This is a genomic window from Streptomyces sp. NPDC006326, assembly GCF_040612915.1.
Taxonomy (GTDB): Bacteria; Actinomycetota; Actinomycetes; order Streptomycetales; family Streptomycetaceae; genus Streptomyces.
In genome coordinates this window covers 1-16,503 of the sequence record NZ_JBEXRC010000005.1, presented here as the reverse complement: position 1 = coordinate 16,503, position 16,503 = coordinate 1, and the positions used below count along the sequence as shown (strand labels likewise).

16 protein-coding genes are annotated in these 16,503 nt (G+C 71.9%); all 16 read left to right on the top strand.

Annotated features, from left to right (window positions below):
* Positions 1-178 precede the first annotated feature (178 nt).
* Entirely contained in the window at positions 179-1,333 is a 1,155-nt protein-coding gene (locus tag ABZ128_RS05600; RefSeq protein ID WP_356846211.1) for a LeuA family protein, read from the top strand.
* Between the two features lie 25 nt (positions 1,334-1,358).
* On the top strand, positions 1,359-1,547 hold the full coding sequence (locus tag ABZ128_RS05595) for a lysine biosynthesis protein LysW (protein ID WP_356846210.1): 189 nt from the start codon (positions 1,359-1,361) through the stop codon (positions 1,545-1,547).
* A 26-nt stretch (positions 1,548-1,573) separates the two neighbouring features.
* A complete protein-coding gene (locus ABZ128_RS05590) occupies positions 1,574-2,425 on the top strand; it encodes a RimK family alpha-L-glutamate ligase (RefSeq protein ID WP_356846209.1) in 852 nt (283 codons plus the stop codon).
* Positions 2,422-3,474 (top strand): N-acetyl-gamma-glutamyl-phosphate reductase, encoded by a 1,053-nt coding sequence (gene argC / locus ABZ128_RS05585; RefSeq protein ID WP_356846208.1) that lies wholly within the window; start codon positions 2,422-2,424, stop codon positions 3,472-3,474. The genes ABZ128_RS05590 and argC overlap by 4 nt, the downstream gene beginning before the upstream one ends.
* Entirely contained in the window at positions 3,471-4,295 is an 825-nt protein-coding gene (locus tag ABZ128_RS05580) for an acetylglutamate kinase (RefSeq protein ID WP_356846207.1), read from the top strand. The genes argC and ABZ128_RS05580 overlap by 4 nt, the downstream gene beginning before the upstream one ends.
* On the top strand, positions 4,292-4,855 hold the full coding sequence (locus ABZ128_RS05575; RefSeq protein WP_356846206.1) for a gamma-glutamyl-gamma-aminobutyrate hydrolase family protein: 564 nt from the start codon (positions 4,292-4,294) through the stop codon (positions 4,853-4,855). The genes ABZ128_RS05580 and ABZ128_RS05575 overlap by 4 nt, the downstream gene beginning before the upstream one ends.
* Before the next feature lie 149 nt (positions 4,856-5,004).
* Entirely contained in the window at positions 5,005-6,141 is a 1,137-nt protein-coding gene (locus ABZ128_RS05570) for a Glu/Leu/Phe/Val dehydrogenase dimerization domain-containing protein (RefSeq protein WP_356846205.1), read from the top strand.
* Positions 6,138-7,871: an AMP-binding protein gene (locus ABZ128_RS05565; protein WP_356846204.1), complete on the top strand. Its 1,734-nt coding sequence runs from the start codon at positions 6,138-6,140 to the stop codon at positions 7,869-7,871. The genes ABZ128_RS05570 and ABZ128_RS05565 overlap by 4 nt, the downstream gene beginning before the upstream one ends.
* Positions 7,872-7,875: 4 nt before the next feature.
* Positions 7,876-9,183: a pyridoxal phosphate-dependent aminotransferase gene (locus ABZ128_RS05560; protein WP_356846203.1), complete on the top strand. Its 1,308-nt coding sequence runs from the start codon at positions 7,876-7,878 to the stop codon at positions 9,181-9,183.
* Positions 9,184-9,279: 96 nt separating this feature from the next.
* Positions 9,280-10,203: a fumarylacetoacetate (FAA) hydrolase gene (locus ABZ128_RS05555; RefSeq protein WP_356846202.1), complete on the top strand. Its 924-nt coding sequence runs from the start codon at positions 9,280-9,282 to the stop codon at positions 10,201-10,203.
* A gap of 152 nt (positions 10,204-10,355) precedes the next feature.
* Positions 10,356-11,321, top strand: a complete 966-nt coding sequence (locus tag ABZ128_RS05550) for a PDR/VanB family oxidoreductase (protein ID WP_356846201.1) — start codon at positions 10,356-10,358, stop codon at positions 11,319-11,321.
* A 33-nt stretch (positions 11,322-11,354) separates the two neighbouring features.
* Complete coding sequence (locus ABZ128_RS05545) at positions 11,355-12,623, top strand: acyltransferase (RefSeq protein ID WP_356846200.1); 1,269 nt, start codon at positions 11,355-11,357, stop codon at positions 12,621-12,623.
* Between the two features lie 93 nt (positions 12,624-12,716).
* Positions 12,717-13,856, top strand: coding sequence for a pyruvate dehydrogenase (acetyl-transferring) E1 component subunit alpha (pdhA, locus tag ABZ128_RS05540; protein ID WP_356846199.1), 1,140 nt, complete (start codon positions 12,717-12,719; stop codon positions 13,854-13,856).
* 1 nt (position 13,857) lies between these two features.
* Positions 13,858-14,877: an alpha-ketoacid dehydrogenase subunit beta gene (locus tag ABZ128_RS05535; protein ID WP_356846198.1), complete on the top strand. Its 1,020-nt coding sequence runs from the start codon at positions 13,858-13,860 to the stop codon at positions 14,875-14,877.
* An 11-nt stretch (positions 14,878-14,888) separates the two neighbouring features.
* A complete protein-coding gene (locus ABZ128_RS05530; protein ID WP_356846197.1) occupies positions 14,889-16,262 on the top strand; it encodes a dihydrolipoamide acetyltransferase family protein in 1,374 nt (457 codons plus the stop codon).
* Positions 16,263-16,323: 61 nt separating this feature from the next.
* The coding region (locus ABZ128_RS05525; RefSeq protein WP_356846399.1) for a hypothetical protein at positions 16,324-16,503 on the top strand (180 nt) is incomplete at its 3' end.

Genomic DNA, 16,503 nt, shown 5'->3' with positions numbered 1-16,503 from the left:
GCCGAACAAGATTTATCCCAGCGCCCACCGCATTCCCACCGGATTCGGCGCCGACACCATCTGCGGCCCGAAGCCTCTTCGCGAGAACGCCCCCGAGGCGAATGCGGCCCCACGATCCCTTCCTGTAGCAACTCGGTGATCCGTTCCTGCGACGGGTCCTGGAGAAGGAGCACATGCAATGGCAGTATCAGAGAACGGCGACGGTCTCCCGAAGAGGCTGCCTCACATATCCGATGCGACCCTGCGGGACTCCGCTCACATGGCCGGCGTCGAGTTCGGCGCCCGGGATGCCGCGGTCATCGCGGACCTGCTGGTGAAGACGGGCGTGGACCTCGTCGAGGTGGGGATGGTGTCCGGTCCTTCGTCGAAGGACGCCGACCTCGTCCTCGCCACGCACGAGGCGGTGGGCGCCGAACGCAGCCTGACCCTGGTCGTGGTGCGGGACCGCCAGCAGGTCGAGAAGGCCCTGGACGAGGCGCTGCGCCTGGGCGTCAAGTCCGTGATGTTCTCGATCCCCACCTCGCAGGAGCACGCGCAGCTCAAGCTCGCCTCGCCGAGCACCAAGTACCTGATCAACGTCGCACGGGCGGCCATCGAGTCGGCCAAGGAACGCGGTTTCCACGTGACCTTCAGCGGCGAGGACGGCGCCCGCACCCCGCGCGAGCGCCTCGTCCCCTACGTCACCGCCGGCTTCGAGGCCGGAGCCGACCGGTTCCGGCTCGCCGAGACGGTCGCCTGCCTCTCGCCCTGGCAGATGGAGGAGAAGATCGCGGACCTCACCGCGATCGACGGCTCCGAGATCGAGATCCACTCGCACAACATGCTGGGCATGGCGGTGGCCAACTCCCTGGCCGCCCACCGGGCCGGCGCGGACTGGATCTCGACGACCGTGGCCGGCATCGGCGAGCGGGGCGGCAACGCCCCCCTGGCCGAACTGCTGACCTCGCTGCGCGTCATCCACGGCGACACCCGCTTCGACCTCACGCACCTGACCGAGCTGTCCGAGGCGGCGCTGCGCGGAGCCGGCCTCGGCGAGGCCTTCCAGTCCGGCCCCACCACCCCCCACGCCTTCGCCTACGAACTGCCGGGCCAGCTCACCAGCCCCGAGGCGTACGAGACCCTCCCCGCCGAGCTCGTCGGCAACACCCGCGAACTGCGCGTCCGCTCGCGCCTGACCACCGCCCTCGTGAAGTGGGCGCTGGCCGAGGAAGGAGCCGGCGTCGACATCGAGGCCTTCACCGCCTGGCTCACACGGCGTCAGGAGCAGGAGGGCCGGCCGCTGCTCGACCGGGACGCCATCCGCAAGTCCGCCATCGACTTCCAGTCGCTCTAAGCCCGACAACGTTTTGGAGAACAGCATGTCCACCGCCACCCTCACCGCCGTCTGCCCCGAGTGCGAGACCGACCTCACCACCCCGCCGATGGGCAAGGGCGAGACCCTCGTCTGCCCCGAGTGCATGCTCACGCTGCGCGTCGAGGACGTCGAGGCGGACGGCACCCTCTCCCTCGCGATGGTCGAAGTCACCCTCCGCGACTGGGGCCAGTAAGCCGCGAACCGGATAGGAGTCCCTCAATGCGCGGCAACATCGCCATCGTCGCGGACCGGATCGGCTGGGAAGAACGCCGGCTGATCCAGACCGCACCGGACGTCGGTCTGCACGTCGAATGGGTCAACGACGAATCGCTGTCCCTCGGCCACCCGGACGCCCCCTCGCTCAGCGGCCACGACGTCGTCCTCATCCGCAGCCGGAGCTACACGCGGGGCGGCCTGCTGGCCACCCAGGCGGAAACCTCGGGCATCAAGACCCTCAACTCGGCCTTCGCGATCCAGGCCTGCGAGAACAAGCTGACGCTGCGCACCCTGCTGCGCAAGGCCGACGTGCCGGTGGCGGACTACCGCCTCGTCCTGTCCCGCAAGGACTTCGAGAAGACCCTGGACGAGCTTCCCCTGCCCCTGGTGCTCAAGCCCGTCTTCGGCGGCATGGGCAAGCGGGTCACCCTCATCCGCGACGCGGACACCGCCCAGTCCGTCTACGACTACATCGAGGACCTCGGCCACGGCTTCGAGCAGGCCAGCCTCGTCGAGCCGTTCCTGGACGGCGGCAGCTCCGTACGGTGCTTCGTCGTCGGCCGCGAGCTGGTCGCCGCCGCCGAGTTCGCCAGCGCCGGCACGGACTGGCGCAGCAACGCGGCCCTCGGCAACCGCCACCACGCCATGGACCACGACCCCGAGGTCCAGAAGATCGTCGACAGCGTGGTGAACGAACTCGGCGAGGGCATCTACGGCATCGACCTCTTCAAGACGTCCTACGGCTACGTCGTCAACGAGGTCAACCACGCCCCGGCGTTCCGGGCGATCCAGTCGGCGACCGGCGTGGACGTCGCCTCGGCCATAGGCCGCTATCTGCAGGAGACCCTCGCATGATTCGTGTCGGCATCATCGGCGCCTCCGGATTCGCCGGGGGTGAGCTGATCCGCCTGGTCACCCAGCATCCCGAACTGGAGCTGACCTTCCTCGGCGGATCCTCGAACGTCGGCCGGCGCCCGGCCGAACTGCACCCGGGACTGCGCCTGGACCTGGGCCTGACCATCGAGGCCGTCACCGACCTCTCCGGCCGCTGCGACGTGGTGTTCCTCGCGACGCCGGCCCCCGCCTCGGCCGAGCTCGCCGCACGGCTGGCCGACCAGGTGCCCTGCGTCATCGACCTGAGCGGAGCGTTCCGCATCCGTACCCCCGAGCTCCACGAGCGGTGGTACCCCCAGGTCGAGCGGCAGGCCGAACTCGCCGACCGGTTCGTCTACGGCGTCCCGGAACTCGTCGGCGACCAGCTGGTCGGCGCCTCGCTGATCTCGCTGCCCGGCTGCTACGCCACCGCCATCACCCTGGGCCTGGCACCGCTGACCCTCGGCCTCGGCCTGAACCTCAAGACCGTGCTGGTGGACGGCAAGAGCGGCTCCAGCGGCGGCGGCATCCAGCTGCGCACCGCCGACCTGCACCCCTTGCGCGCCGGCGCCATCGCCCCGTACGCCCCGGTCGGGCACCGGCACGCGGCCGAGGTCGGCGACTTCCTCGACCGCAGCAAGCCGGGGACGATCGGCAGGCTGACGATGTCGGCCTACGGGGTGTCCCACGTACGCGGGCTGCTGGCCAGCTCGTACGTGTTCACCGACGACGCGGTGGACGCCCGCGAGCTCCAGCGCGCCTACCTGCGCTTCTACAAGAACAACCGGTTCGTCCGGGTCCGCCGCAACACGGAGACGCTGATCCCGGTCCCCGACCCGCAGGCGGTCCTCGGGTCCAACTACTGCGACGTCACGGTGCTCCACGACCCCGAGGGCGAGCGCATCGTCGTCCTCGCGGCCCTGGACAACATGGTCAAGGGCGCTGCCGGACAGGGCATCCAGGCACTCAACCTGCGCTTCTCGCTGCCCGAGGAAACGGGGCTGACGATGCAGCCGGTGATGCCCGCATGAGCACCACGACCACCACGGCCACCCCCACCGTCGTCAAACTCGGCGGAAGCTGCCTGGACGACATGTCCGACGCCTGGTGGGACGACCTGGCCGCGCACGGCCGCGACAACCCGCTGATCCTGGTGCACGGCTGGTCCAAGCCGCTCAAGGAGCTCAACCCCCGCTACACCGAGCCGACCGCCATCCTGCGGGACCGCTACGGCAACCAGAGCCGGTGGACCACCCCGGAGGTCATCGACGACATCAAGGCCGTCAGCGACGCCCTCGGCAAGGACGTCATCGCCCGCCTGGGCGAGCGGGGCATCACCACCGAACGCCTCCTCGGCAGCGACGGCCTCGTCCACGCCGGCGAAGGCGAGCGCTGGTGGTGGAAGGACAAGCAGCTCGTCGAGCTGGACAACCTCGTGGGCCCCATCACCGAGGTGGACCCGGGCCGGCTGGCCAACCTCCAGCCGGGCCACTGCTACCTGGTCACCCCGCTGGCCCGCAACACCGCCGGCCAGGAGGTCAACACCGACGCCGACCGGGCCGCGGCCGCCATCGCGGGCGCCTCCTCGGCCACCTGCCTGACGCTCGTCACCGACGTCCCGCACCTCCTGATCGACGGGGAGCCGGTCCGGCAGATCACGGCCGAAGCGGCCGCCGAGTTCCGCGACCGCGGGGCCACGGGCGGCATGCGCAAGAAGCTGCGCGCCGCGGGCGAGGCCCTGGACCGGGGCGTCGAAAGGGTCATCATCGGCAGCGCTCCCGTCTCGCACATGCTCGCCGAGGACACCGGCACCGTCATCACGCGCAGCCGGCGAGAGGAGCAGGGCTCGTGACGACTTCCCGGGTTCTCGTGGTCAACAACGGAACGCTCTCCCTGAAGCAGCTGCGGAGGCGCTTCGAGGACCTCGGTTCCGAGACCGACGTGGTCGACGCCGCCTCCGTGCCCGCACGCCTCGACCCGAAGTACCAGGCGATCGTGCTCAGCGGGACCAAGGTGAGGGCGTACGACAGCGACTACTACCGGCCCCTCATCGATCTCGTGATGGGGGCGGAGGTCCCGGTCTTCGGGATCTGCGGCGGCATGCAGATCATCGCCGTGGCCAACGGCGGCGAACTGGCCGACGGACCCCAGCGCGTCGGCGGCCACGAGGTGCAGGTCGACAAGGAGGAGCCCCTCTTCTCCCACGTCAAGCCGACCGTGACGGTCTTCCACCGCCACACCCTCTACCTCCAGGGGGCGCCCGCCGGCTTCCGTTCCATCGGCCGCTCCGAGCACGCCCCCGTCGAGTTCATCCGCTCCGACGACGGACGCATCTTCGGCGCGCAGGCCCACCTGGAATTCCGCAGCGACGGAAAGGAGATCCTGCGGGGCTTCGCCGAGATCTACCAGTGATCGCCCCGGCCGGCCCGGCCGGCTGATCACCGCCCCGGACCGGCGTGCCGCACGACCGGTGCCCGCCCCCGTCGTCGGGCGTGCGGCACGCCGCCACCGCTTCAGCTCAGACAGACACCCCCATCGAATCGATTATGAGGTCCTTGGCAATGAGTTCTCTGGACGGCAGCCCCGCCGTGGATACGCCCCAAGACCCGGCTTTCACCGTTTCGCTGAACGGCAGCGGAGGATCCCTCAGGGGATGGGTCGTCGTCGACTCGCTCCACGACGGTCTGGCCATGGGGGGCACCCGGATGACCGCCGGTGTCACCCAGGAAGAGGTGGCCGGTCTCGCCCGCGACATGACGCACAAGTTCACCCTCGCCGGCCTGCCCATCGGCGGCGCCAAGGCCGGCATCGTCGCCGACGGCAGCGACCGCGAGAGCACCTTCCGCACCTTCGGCCGCACCGTCAAGCCGCTACTGCACGGCGGCATCCACCTCGGCATCGACATGGGCGTCACGCCCGCCGACCGCGCCGTCTTCTTCGACGAGGCCGGGTACGACCCCCGCTACCGGCTCGGTGCCCCGGACATGCCCATCGACTGGCGCACCTACTACGAGCCGCTGATCGACTGCACCGGGCACGGCGTCGGCGTCGCCGCCATCACCGCCCTGGAGGCCGGCGGTCGCACGGGGCCGGCCCGAGTCGTGATTCAGGGCTTCGGCGCCGTGGGCCGCGCCGTCGCGCACTTCCTGGAGGAGCGCGGCCACACCGTCGTCGGTGTCGCCGACGTCCAGGGCACGATCAGCGCCGACCGCCTGCCGGTGGCCGACCTCGTCGCGATCACCGACGAGTTCGGAAAGATCGACCGCTCACGGCTGCCCCAGAACGTCACCGTGTCCCAGGAGCAGGACGCCTGGCTGGACGTGGAAGCCGACCTGCTGATCCTCGCGGCGCAGAAGCACGCGATCAACGCCGAGAACGCGCACCGCGTACGCGCCGGCCTGGTGGTCGAGGGCGGCAACCTCAGCTCCAGCACCGACGCCAAGGAGAAGGTGCGGGCCTCGGGCACCGTCCTCGTGCCCGGCGTGATCGCCAACATCGGCGGCGCCGCCTCCGCCGCTCTGGCCGTCACCCGGGTCGTCCCCTTCGACCTGTCGGCCGGTGCCCGCAAGGCCTGGGTCTTCGACTGGGTCGGCGACCGGGTGCGCCGCAACACCCGCGACCTGCTGGACATCGCCGCAGCCCAGGCGGGCGACCCCCTGCCGACCCTGCTCACCGCCCGCCGGAAGGACCGTCGATGACCGAGACCCTGACCGCACCGCCGCAGCCGGACCCGCCGGTGGTCGACGGAGTCGTCCTCACCCGCGAGACGATGCCCGTCATCGAGATCACCAGCCCCATGCCGGACGGGCGCGAAGCCCGCGAAGCCCTGTACTACCAGCGCGGCTGGTGGCGCACCGAGACCTTCCTCGACGACCTGCGCCGCCAGGCACGCCTGCGCCCCCACAAGCTGGCGGTCGCCGGCCGCCGCATCAAGGAAGCCCGCACCGACACCCTCGACTACATCGAGCTGCGCCAGTTGACCGACCGGTTCGCCGGCGCCCTCGTCGAACTCGGCGTCCGGCCCGGCGACTTCGTGGCCGTCCAGCTCCCCAACCGCTGGGAGATGGTGCCGCTGCTGTACGCGTGCATCCGCGTCGGCGCGGTCATCTGCCCGATCGCACCCACCACCCCCGAGGAGCCGCTGCGCCACCGGCTGTCCCTCACCGAAGCCCGCGTGATCATCACCGTCGCGGAGTGGGAGGGCGACCGGCTCGGCGAGACCGCCGACCGGCTCAGGCAGGAACTCCCCAGCCTGGAGAACGTGGTGATCGTGGACGGCCACGCGCCGGAAGGCACCGTCGACTTCCGCGACCACTTCGTCGACCGCCACTGGGAGGACGTCCACGGCGAGGACCTGGAGGGGCGCGAGCTGGGGCCCGACGACCCGTTCGTGGTGCTGTTCACCTCCGGCACCACCGGAGAGTCCAAGGGCGTACTGCACAGCCAGAACACCGTCCACTCCGCCATCCGCGGATACGTCGACACCTTCCTGCTCGACGAGCACCTGGTCGCCGCCGTGACCACCCCGCTGGTCCACTACTCCGGCTTCGGCCAGGGCGTCCTCGCCAGCGTCATGCTGGGCGGCACCATCGCCTTCCAGGACCACCGCAAGAACGAGGCGCTCCTCGACCTGGTCCAGAAGTACGGCGCCACCCTGCTGTACGGCCCGCCGCCCACCCTGACCGACATCGCCCAGTCCCAGCGGGACGAGCCGCGCGACGTGCACACGCTGCGCCACGTGGTGACCGGCTCGGCCCAGGTGCTCCAGCCGCTCGTCGACGACCTGCGCGAGACCCTCGGCGCCCGTACGTACTCGCTGTGGGGCATGTCCGAGAACGGCCCGGTGACCATCACCAAGCTGGACTACAACCAGGACTGGGCGGCCCACAGCAACGGCCGGCCGATCGACGCCATGGAGATCCGGATCGACAAGTGCATCAACCCCACCGAGCGGGCCCCCGTCGGCCGGCTGCGGGTGCGGGGCGCCTCCCAGGCCCTGGGCTACTACCGGCGCGACGCCGAGTACAAGGCCCACCTCATGGACGACGAATGGTTCGACACCGGCGACGTGGCCCGCGACGACGGCCGCGGCGGCATCCGCATCCTGTGCCGGGCCAGCGACGCCATCAAGCGCGACGGAATGGTCGTGCCCATGGCCGAGATCGAGTCCATCGTCAACCGGCACCCGAAGGTCGCCGAAACCACCCTGGTCGGCCCGACGGGCCGGGTCGAGGACCCGATCCTCGCGGTCGTCGTCGCCGACGGCGACGAGGCACCGACGCTGGAGGAGATCCGCGCCTACCTCCAGGAGACCGGCCTGGACCCGCGTTTCCTCCCCGACCGCCTGGAGGTGATCGACGCCCTGCCGAAGACCCTGACCGGCAAGGTGCGCAAGGCCACCCTCCGAGAGCTCTACGGCAAGGCGTGAGACCGTGCCCGAGCCCACGAACGTGACGATGTCGGCGACGCTCGCCGCCGACGAAGCCATCGCCCGCAGGCGGCTGGCCGGACAGAGCGTGCTGTCGATGGCCAGCGGCGAGATCGGCCTGCCCGTCCACCCCGGCCTGAAGGCCAGGCTCACCGAGGCCGCCGGGCTCGGATCGTACGGCCCCGTGGCCGGATCCACGGCGCTGCGCAGCGCGGCCGCCGGCTACTGGCGGCGGCGCGGCCTGCCCACCACACCCGAGCAGGTGGTCTGCGGGCCCGGCAGCAAACCGCTGCTGTTCGGACTGCTCCTCGCCGTCGGCGGGGACGTGGTCATCCCGATGCCGAGCTGGGTCAGCTACGCGGCCCAGGCCGACCTCATCGGGGCCCGGCACTTCTCCGTCCCGACCCTGCCGGGCCAGGGCGGGGTCCCCGACCCCGACCTGCTGCGCGAGACGGTCACGGCCGCCCGGGCCGCCGGGCACGACCCGCGGTCCGTCGTGGTCACCCTGCCGGACAACCCGACCGGGACCATCGCCGCGCCCGACACCGTGCGGCGCCTGGGCGAGGCGGCCCGGGAACTCGGCCTCGTCATCATCTCCGACGAGATCTACTGCGACCTGGTCTACGACCCGGCGGCCACCCCCGCCGTGTCCCCCGCCGTGTACGCACCCGAGCGGACCGTCGTCACCACCGGACTCACCAAGAACCTGGCGATCGGCGGCTGGCGCACCGGGGTGGCCCGGCTCCCCGACGGCGACGCCGGGCAGGCCCTGCGGGACCGCCTGGTCGGCATCGCCAGCCAGATCTGGTCCAGCCCCGCCGCACCCGTGCAGGCGGCGGCCGCCTGGGCCTTCGACGAGCCGGCCGAGGTGGTCGAGCACGTCGCCGCGAGCCGCCGGCTCCACGAGACGGTGGCCCGCGCGATGGCCGAACGCCTCACGGCCGCCGGGGCCCTGGTCCCGCCCGTGGTCGCGACCTGCTACCTGTACCCCGACTTCGAGCCGCTGCGCGAACACCTCGCGCAGGCCCACGGCGTGCACACCGGGGCCGAGCTGGCCCGGCTCCTCGTCGAACGCCACGGCGTGGGAGTCCTCCCGGCGAGCGCCTTCGGCGAGCCCGAGGAGTCCCTGCGGCTGCGCGTGGCCACCAGCCGGCTCTACGGCGACGGCGACGAGCAGCGCACCGCCGCCCTGAACGCCGAGGACCCGCTCGCCCTGGACTGGATCCGCTTCTCGCTCGACCGGATCGAGGAGGTCCTCGCCGACCTCACCGGCAAGCCCGCCGCCCCGCGGCCGGCCCTCGCCGGCCGCTGATCAACCGTCACCTTCCGGATGCCGGGCCCGTCCCCGGCCTCCGGACCGCTTCCGCGCGGCCCCGGGCCGCCCACGGCCACAGGAGGGCCGACCACCATGTCAATCCTGTTCGAGTGTGAGTACAAGGGCGAGCGGTACGCGGGGTTCGAGCGGCCCGTACCGGGCCGGTCCCTGACGCTGTACCAGGTCTCCGAGGGGCAGCTCCAGGCCGAGTTCATCGCGGCCGACGGACCCGAGGCGGTCCTCGCCGCCATCACCGGCGAGGCCGAGCAGATCACGGTCACCGCCGGCGACCCGGAGCTGCGCTACCTGCCGCCGCTGCTGCCCACCAGCACCGGAAACGCCCTGCTGAGCGGCTTCATGGGGACCCACAAGTCCAAGTTCGGCAAGGAGCCGACCGAAGGCGAGGAGTTCGTCGCCCCGAACTGGTTCTTCAAGGGCTTCGGCTCCTGGCTGCGCATGCCGGACGAGACCCTCGTCGTCCCGAGGAAGGCGGTCGCGCTGATCGAGGAGCCGGAGGTCGCCCTCGTCTACGTCAACGACGACAACGGCGACCCGCACTACGTCGGCTACACCTTCGGCAACGACCTGTGCGACATCGGCCTGCACCGGCAGAACCCGGGCTGGAACCCGTACTGCAAGCTCAGCGACACCTCCCTCGCGCCCTGGCTGTTCCTGGGCGAGCCGCCGAAGTCGGTGACCGGCCGGGTCACCATCGAGCGCGACGGCGTGCCGGCGTGGGAGGGCAATTTCGACTGCGGCGAGGACGCCCTGTACTTCACGGCGCGGGACATGATGGCCAACCTCTTCGAGTACCCGGCGATCCGCCGCCCCGGAATGGTCAACTACGTGCTCCTCGGAGCCGACAAGGCCAGCTTCCACGACGGCTTCCGGATCGCCGACGGCGACCGGGTGGTCATCGACGTCAAGAGCCACGGCGTGGTGCTCGCCAACCCGATCCAGTTCGGCACCGCGGCCACCGCCACCGCCGCCACCGCCACCGCGGCCGCCGCCGCATAGGCGCGCCCCACCCGCCCGGCTGCGCCCCACCCGCCCCGCCCTGCCTTCCCCGCCCGCTCCCGCCGGCCGCCGACCCGGCGGCAGCGGGCCCGGGAGGCCCATCCCCGCCCGCCTCGAACCCGGCAGCCGACGCCGACCAGGAGGACACCGCCATGAGCAGCACGGAGTCGCAGTTCGACCTGCTGGTGCACCGGATGACACACGAGGCGGACGACGTCCTCTCCGTCGAGCTGGTGCACCCCGACGGCAAGCCGCTGCCCGACTGGGCGCCCGGCGCCCACATCGACCTGCACACCGCCGGCCCGGTCCGGCAGTACAGCCTGTGTGGCGACCCCGCCGACACCGCCCGCTACCGCATCGCGGTCCTGAAGGCGCCCGCCTCGCGCGGCGGCTCCGCCTTCGTCCACCACGAGCTGCGGCCCGGCGCGAGCGTGACCGTACGGGGGCCGCGCAACCACTTCCCGCTGGCCGACGCCGAGTCCTACGTCTTCATCGCCGGCGGCATCGGCGTCACCCCCCTGCTCGTACAGGCCCGCGAGGCCGCGGCCCGCGGCAGGAGCTGGCAGTTCTGGTACGGCGGACGCAGCCGTTCCGCCATGGCGTTCAGCGAGGAACTCACCGCCCTCGCCACCGACGACGCCTCGGTGGTCCTCCACCCCAAGGACGAGCGCGGACGCATGGACGTCGCCGGCATCCTGGCGCAGGCCCCCGCGGGCACCCGCGTCTACTGCTGCGGACCGCAGTCGCTGACCGACGACGTCGAGGCCGCCTGCACGCGGCTCGGCCTCGGCGACCGCCTGCACGTCGAACGCTTCGCCGGCACGGCGGCCCCGGCCCCCGAGGACGGGGAGCGGGCCTTCGAGGTGGAGTGCGCCCGCTCCGGCCGGACCGTGGCCGTGGGCCCCGACGAGTCGATCGTCGACGCCCTGGAGGACGCCGGGGTCTACGTCGACGCCTCCTGCCGCGACGGCGTCTGCGGCACCTGCGAGACCCGCGTGATCGAGGGCTCCCCGGACCACCGGGACAGCCTGCTCAGCAGCGCACAGCACGCCGCGGGCGACGTGATGATGATCTGCGTCTCCCGCTGCGCCTCCCCACGCCTCGTCCTCGACATCTGACCGGCGTTCCCCACCACCCCGAGGAGACAACCCGTGAGCATCGACAGTCTCACCAGGACCGAAAGACCAGTCCGCGCGCCCGGCCCGCCGACCCCGCCCATCCCGTCCGCCCCGCGCACCCCGTCCGCGGGGGACAGCACGGTCGTCCGCGTCAGCCGGCTCCCCACCCTGACCGGCCTGCGCTTCCCGGCGGCCCTGCTGGTGTTCCTCTTCCACGCCGTACTGCCGTTCGCCAGCATCCGGCTGTTCGCCGACCACGGCGTCGAGCGGGGCATCTACGCGGCGCTCGGCGGCGTGGCCGGGCTGACCATGCCCTTCTGGTTCATGCTGAGCGGGTTCATCCTGATCTGGTCGGCCCGACCCGGCGACACCGCGAAGTCCTTCTGGCGCCGCCGCTACGCCAAGATCGTGCCGCCGTACCTCGTGTCGTGGCTCCTCGCGCTGCTGCTCGTCGAAGGCGTCGACGGCGCACACACCACACCCGCGCAGGGATTCCTCACGCTCTTCATGCTCCAGTCGTGGGTGCCGGACGTGCCCACCAACTTCGCGGTGAACAACGTGAGCTGGTCGCTGTCCACCGAGGCCTTCTTCTACCTGGCCTTCCCGCTGCTGTACCTGGTGCTGCGGCGCATCCCGGCGCACCGGCTCAAGTACTGGATCGGCGGTGTCATCGCGGCCGTCGCCCTGACCCCGCTGCTCACCTACGCCGTCATGCCCGTGGGCACCGCCGTCGTCCCCAACGAGCCCGGCCAGTCGGCCAACTACTTCTGGTTCGCCTACGTCTTCCCGCCCGGCCGCCTGCTCGACTTCGCCCTCGGCATGCTCGTGGGCCGGGCCGTGGTCCTCGGCCGCTGGCGCAACATCGGCATGATCTGGTCCGGGGTGCTCGTCCTCGTCTCGTACGGGCTCGCCCTGACCGTGCCGTGGCTCTACGGGCTGCGCATCGTCTGCATCGTCCCCGCGGCCCTGCTCATCGCGGCCGGCGCCCTCGCCGACAACGAGGGACGCTTCACCCTCTTCCGCAACCGGGCGATGGTCTGGCTCGGCGAGATCTCCTTCGCCTTCTACCTCGTGCACTTCACGGTGCTGGAGTACACCCGCAGCCTGCTCGGCGACCGCCTCTTCGGCACGCCGGCGGCCCTGGCGATCCTCGCCGGGGAACTGGCCGTCTGCGTGCTGCTCGCCTGGGCGCTGTACGCCTGGGTGGAGCGCCCCCTCACCCGCAGGTGGTCGCGCTCCCGCAAGGAGACCCGCGCCCGGGCCGCCGCGGCGGCGCGGGCCGGCGAGCACACCCGGGTCTGAGGCCGCTCGCACCCACCGGGGCGGGACCCCACACAGGAAAGCGCGGCCGGACGGGCCGTGGCACACGTATCGAACAGGGGAGTGGGACATCCGATGGGAACAGCAGACAGGGCGGGAAGCCGCGCCGGCCGGGAAGGAGGAGCGGCCGGGCAGCAGGCACCGGCGGCCGACGCGGTGCAGCTGCTGACCCCGGACGGCCGGCGCGTCACGCATCCCGACTACGACATCGCGCTCACGCCCGGTGAACTGCGCTCGCTCTACCGGGACATGGTGCTGGCCCGGCGGGTGGACGCCGAAGGGGTCACCCTGCAACGGCAGGGCGAGCTCGGCCTGTGGCCCTCCCTGCTCGGCCAGGAGGCCGCGCAGGTCGGCTCCGCCCGCGCCCTGCACGACAGCGACCACGTCTTCCCCAGCTACCGCGACCACGGCGTCGCCCTGTGCCGGGACGTGGACCCGCTGAAGCTGCTGGCCATGTTCCGCGGCGTGAACAACGGCGGCTGGGACCCGGTCGAGAAGAACTTCCACCTCTACACCCTGGTCATCGGCTCCCAGGCCCTGCACGCCACCGGCTACGCCATGGGCGTGGCCAAGGACGGTGCGCAGACGGGCGTCATCGCCTACTTCGGCGACGGCGCCACCAGCCAGGGCGACGTCAGCGAGGCCTTCAACTTCGCCGCCGTCTACAACGCCCCCGTGGTGTTCTACTGCCAGAACAACCAGTGGGCCATCTCCGAGCCCACCGAGAAGCAGAGCCGCGTCCCCATCCACCGGCGGGCGGCCGGGTTCGGCTTCCCCGGCGTCCGCGTGGACGGCAACGACGTCCTCGCCTGCCTCGCCGTCACCCGGGCCGCACTGGCCCGGGCCCGCAGCGGGGGAGGCCCCACCCTCGTGGAGGCGTACACCTACCGGATGGGCGCCCACACCACCTCGGACGACCCCACGAAGTACCGGGACCCCGCCGAGGTCGAGGAATGGGCCGGCCGCGACCCCATCGCCCGGCTGAAGACCCACCTGCTGGACAACGGGTGGGCCGGGCAGCCCTTCCTCGACGAGGCGGACCGCGAGGGCGAGGCCCTCGCGCAGCGGCTGCGCGCGCAGGTCCGCTCCATGCCGTCCCCGCCCACCGAGGCCATCTTCGAACACGTCTACGCCGGCCCGCACGCCCTCGTCGACGAGGAACGCGCCGAGTTCGGCCGCTACGAGGCGACTTTCGCCGCCCCCGGAGGGAAGTGACATGACCACCCTGACGCTTGCGAAGACGCAGGCCGACGCGCCCCCCGCGGCGAAGGCCCTGCCGCTGGGGCGGGCCGTCAACCAGGCCCTGCACGACGCCATGGAGCACGACCCCAGGGTCCTGGTCATGGGCGAGGACGTCGGCAGGCTCGGCGGCGTGTTCCGCATCACCGACGGCCTGCAGCGGGAGTTCGGCGAGGAACGGGTCATGGACACCCCGCTCGCCGAGTCCGGCATCGTCGGCACCGCCATCGGGCTCGCCCTGCGCGGCTACCGCCCGGTGGTGGAGATCCAGTTCGACGGTTTCGTCTTCCCCGGGTACGACCAGATCGTCACCCAGCTCGCCAAGATGCACGCCCGCTCGCTGGGCACGGTCAGACTGCCCGTCGTCATCCGGATCCCGTACGGCGGGGGGATCGGGGCCGTCGAACACCACTCGGAGTCCCCGGAGGCGCTCTTCGCGCACGTCGCGGGCCTGAAGGTGGTCTCGCCGGCGAACGCCTCGGACGCCTACTGGATGCTGCGGCAGGCCATCGAGAGCGACGACCCGGTGATCTTCTTCGAACCCAAGCGGCGCTACTACGAGAAGGGCGAGGTCGACCCCGCCCCCGTACGGCCCCTGCACACCGCACGCGTCGTACGCGAGGGCCGGGACGCCACGCTGCTCGGATACGGCCCCACGGTCAAGACCTGCCTGGACTCCGCCGCCGAGGCCGAGCGGGACGGCCGGCGGCTGGAGGTGGTCGACCTGCGCTCCGTCTCGCCCCTCGACTTCGACACCGTCGAGGCCTCCGTGCGCCGCACCGGGCGGCTCGTCGTGGTCCACGAGGCCCCCGTCTTCTTCGGGGCCGGAGCAGAGATCGCCGCTCGCATCACGGAGCGCTGCTTCCACCACCTGGAGGCGCCCGTGCTGCGCGTGGGCGGCTACCACGCCCCCTACCCTCCCTCGCGCCTGGAGGACGAGTACCTGCCGGGCCTGGACAGGGTGCTCCATGCCGTCGACCGTGCCATGTCGTTCTGAGGGCGGGAACCGTGACCGAACAGCGCTTGCGCGAATTCAAACTGCCCGACGTCGGCGAGGGGCTCACCGAGGCGGAGATCCTCACCTGGCACGTCGCCCCCGGCGACCGCGTGCACGACGGCATGGTCGTGTGCGAGGTGGAGACCGCCAAGGCGGCCGTCGAACTGCCCATCCCCTACGACGGGGTGGTGCACGAACTGCGCTACCCGGAGGGCGCCTCCGTCGACGTCGGCAGTGTGATCATCTCCGTGGACACCGCCCCGGCGGGCGCCCCCGCGGCGACGGCGGCACCTGCGGCCCCCGCGGCCCCCGCCTCACCGGAGGCCCCCGCCGGACCGCCGGCCGCGGCGCCGCCGTCCGGCGCCCGGCAGCCCGTACTCGTGGGCTACGGGGTCTCCGACGGATCGTCCCGCCGCCGACGACGGCCCCCGCAGGCACCGCCCGGCCAGGCCGGGGCTTCCCCGCGGACCCGCCCGCTGGCGAAGCCGCCGGTCCGCAAGCTCGCCAGGGACCTGGGCATCGCCCTGGAAACGGTGCCCCCGACGGGGCCCGACGGCATCATCACCCGGGCGGACGTCCACGCGGCCGCCACCCGCACCCCCGCCGCCCCCGGGCCGGCGCAGTCCTCCCCGGCGCCGGCATCGGCATCGGCCTCCGCGCCGGTCCCGGCACCGTCCGGCCCGGCGGCGGTGACCCGTATCCCCATCAAGGGCGTACGGCGGGCCACGGCGCAGGCGATGGTGGCGAGCGCCTTCTCCGCCCCCCACGTCACCGAGTTCGTGACGGTCGACGTGACGCGGACGATGAAGCTCGTCGAGGAGCTCCGGCAGGACCGGGACATGCAGGGCCTGCGGGTCAACCCGCTCCTGCTCATCGCCCGGGCCCTGGTCGTCGCGATCCGGCGCAACCCCGGGATCAATGCGGCCTGGGACGAGGTGAACCAGGAGATCGTCGTCAAACACGACGTGAACCTGGGCATCGCCGCCGCCACCCCGCGCGGTCTGATCGTTCCGAACGTCAAGGACGCGCACCGCAAGACCCTTCCCGAACTGGCCGCGGCGCTCGGCGAACTGGTCGCCACCGCCAAGGAGGGCAGGACGTCCCCCGCGGACATGACGGACGGCACGGTCACGATCACCAATGTCGGCGTCTTCGGCGTCGACACCGGCACCCCCATCCTCAACCCCGGCGAGTCCGCGATCCTCGCCGTCGGCGCGATCGGCCTCCGGCCGTGGGTGCACCACGGCAAGGTCCGGCCCCGCCAGGTGATGACCCTCGCGCTCTCCTTCGACCACCGCCTGGTCGACGGCGAGCTCGGCTCGAAGGTCCTGGCCGACGTGGCCGCGCTCCTGGAACGCCCCAAACGGTTCCTCACCTGGGGCTGACACGCCCGGCCCGCCCGGACACCCCGCATCCGCCCACTCCTCCAGACCTTTGGATTTCATGATGCAGAGCGCTGTGCAGCACACCGCCGGAGTCGACCGTCCCCCACCACGGCTCCGCAGCGGCGAGCGGTCCGCACCCGTGGAGTACGTCACGGGTGCGCAGTCCCTCATCCGTTCTCTCGAAGAGGTGGGGTGCGACACCGTGTTCGGTATTCCGGGCGGTGCGATCCTTCCGGCGTAC

What these genes read in the sequence shown, in the direction of transcription:
- ABZ128_RS05570 (WP_356846205.1), top strand. Translation starts at nt 5,005, where the DNA reads ATGAGTTCTCTGGACGGCAGCCCCGCCGTGGATACGCCCCAAGACCCG.
- ABZ128_RS05535 (WP_356846198.1), top strand. Translation starts at nt 13,858, where the DNA reads ATGACCACCCTGACGCTTGCGAAGACGCAGGCCGACGCGCCCCCCGCG.
- ABZ128_RS05595 (WP_356846210.1), top strand. Translation starts at nt 1,359, where the DNA reads ATGTCCACCGCCACCCTCACCGCCGTCTGCCCCGAGTGCGAGACCGAC.
- ABZ128_RS05555 (WP_356846202.1), top strand. Translation starts at nt 9,280, where the DNA reads ATGTCAATCCTGTTCGAGTGTGAGTACAAGGGCGAGCGGTACGCGGGG.
- argC (WP_356846208.1), top strand. Translation starts at nt 2,422, where the DNA reads ATGATTCGTGTCGGCATCATCGGCGCCTCCGGATTCGCCGGGGGTGAG.
- ABZ128_RS05565 (WP_356846204.1), top strand. Translation starts at nt 6,138, where the DNA reads ATGACCGAGACCCTGACCGCACCGCCGCAGCCGGACCCGCCGGTGGTC.
- ABZ128_RS05580 (WP_356846207.1), top strand. Translation starts at nt 3,471, where the DNA reads ATGAGCACCACGACCACCACGGCCACCCCCACCGTCGTCAAACTCGGC.
- ABZ128_RS05590 (WP_356846209.1), top strand. Translation starts at nt 1,574, where the DNA reads ATGCGCGGCAACATCGCCATCGTCGCGGACCGGATCGGCTGGGAAGAA.
- pdhA (WP_356846199.1), top strand. Translation starts at nt 12,717, where the DNA reads ATGGGAACAGCAGACAGGGCGGGAAGCCGCGCCGGCCGGGAAGGAGGA.
- ABZ128_RS05600 (WP_356846211.1), top strand. Translation starts at nt 179, where the DNA reads ATGGCAGTATCAGAGAACGGCGACGGTCTCCCGAAGAGGCTGCCTCAC.
- ABZ128_RS05550 (WP_356846201.1), top strand. Translation starts at nt 10,356, where the DNA reads ATGAGCAGCACGGAGTCGCAGTTCGACCTGCTGGTGCACCGGATGACA.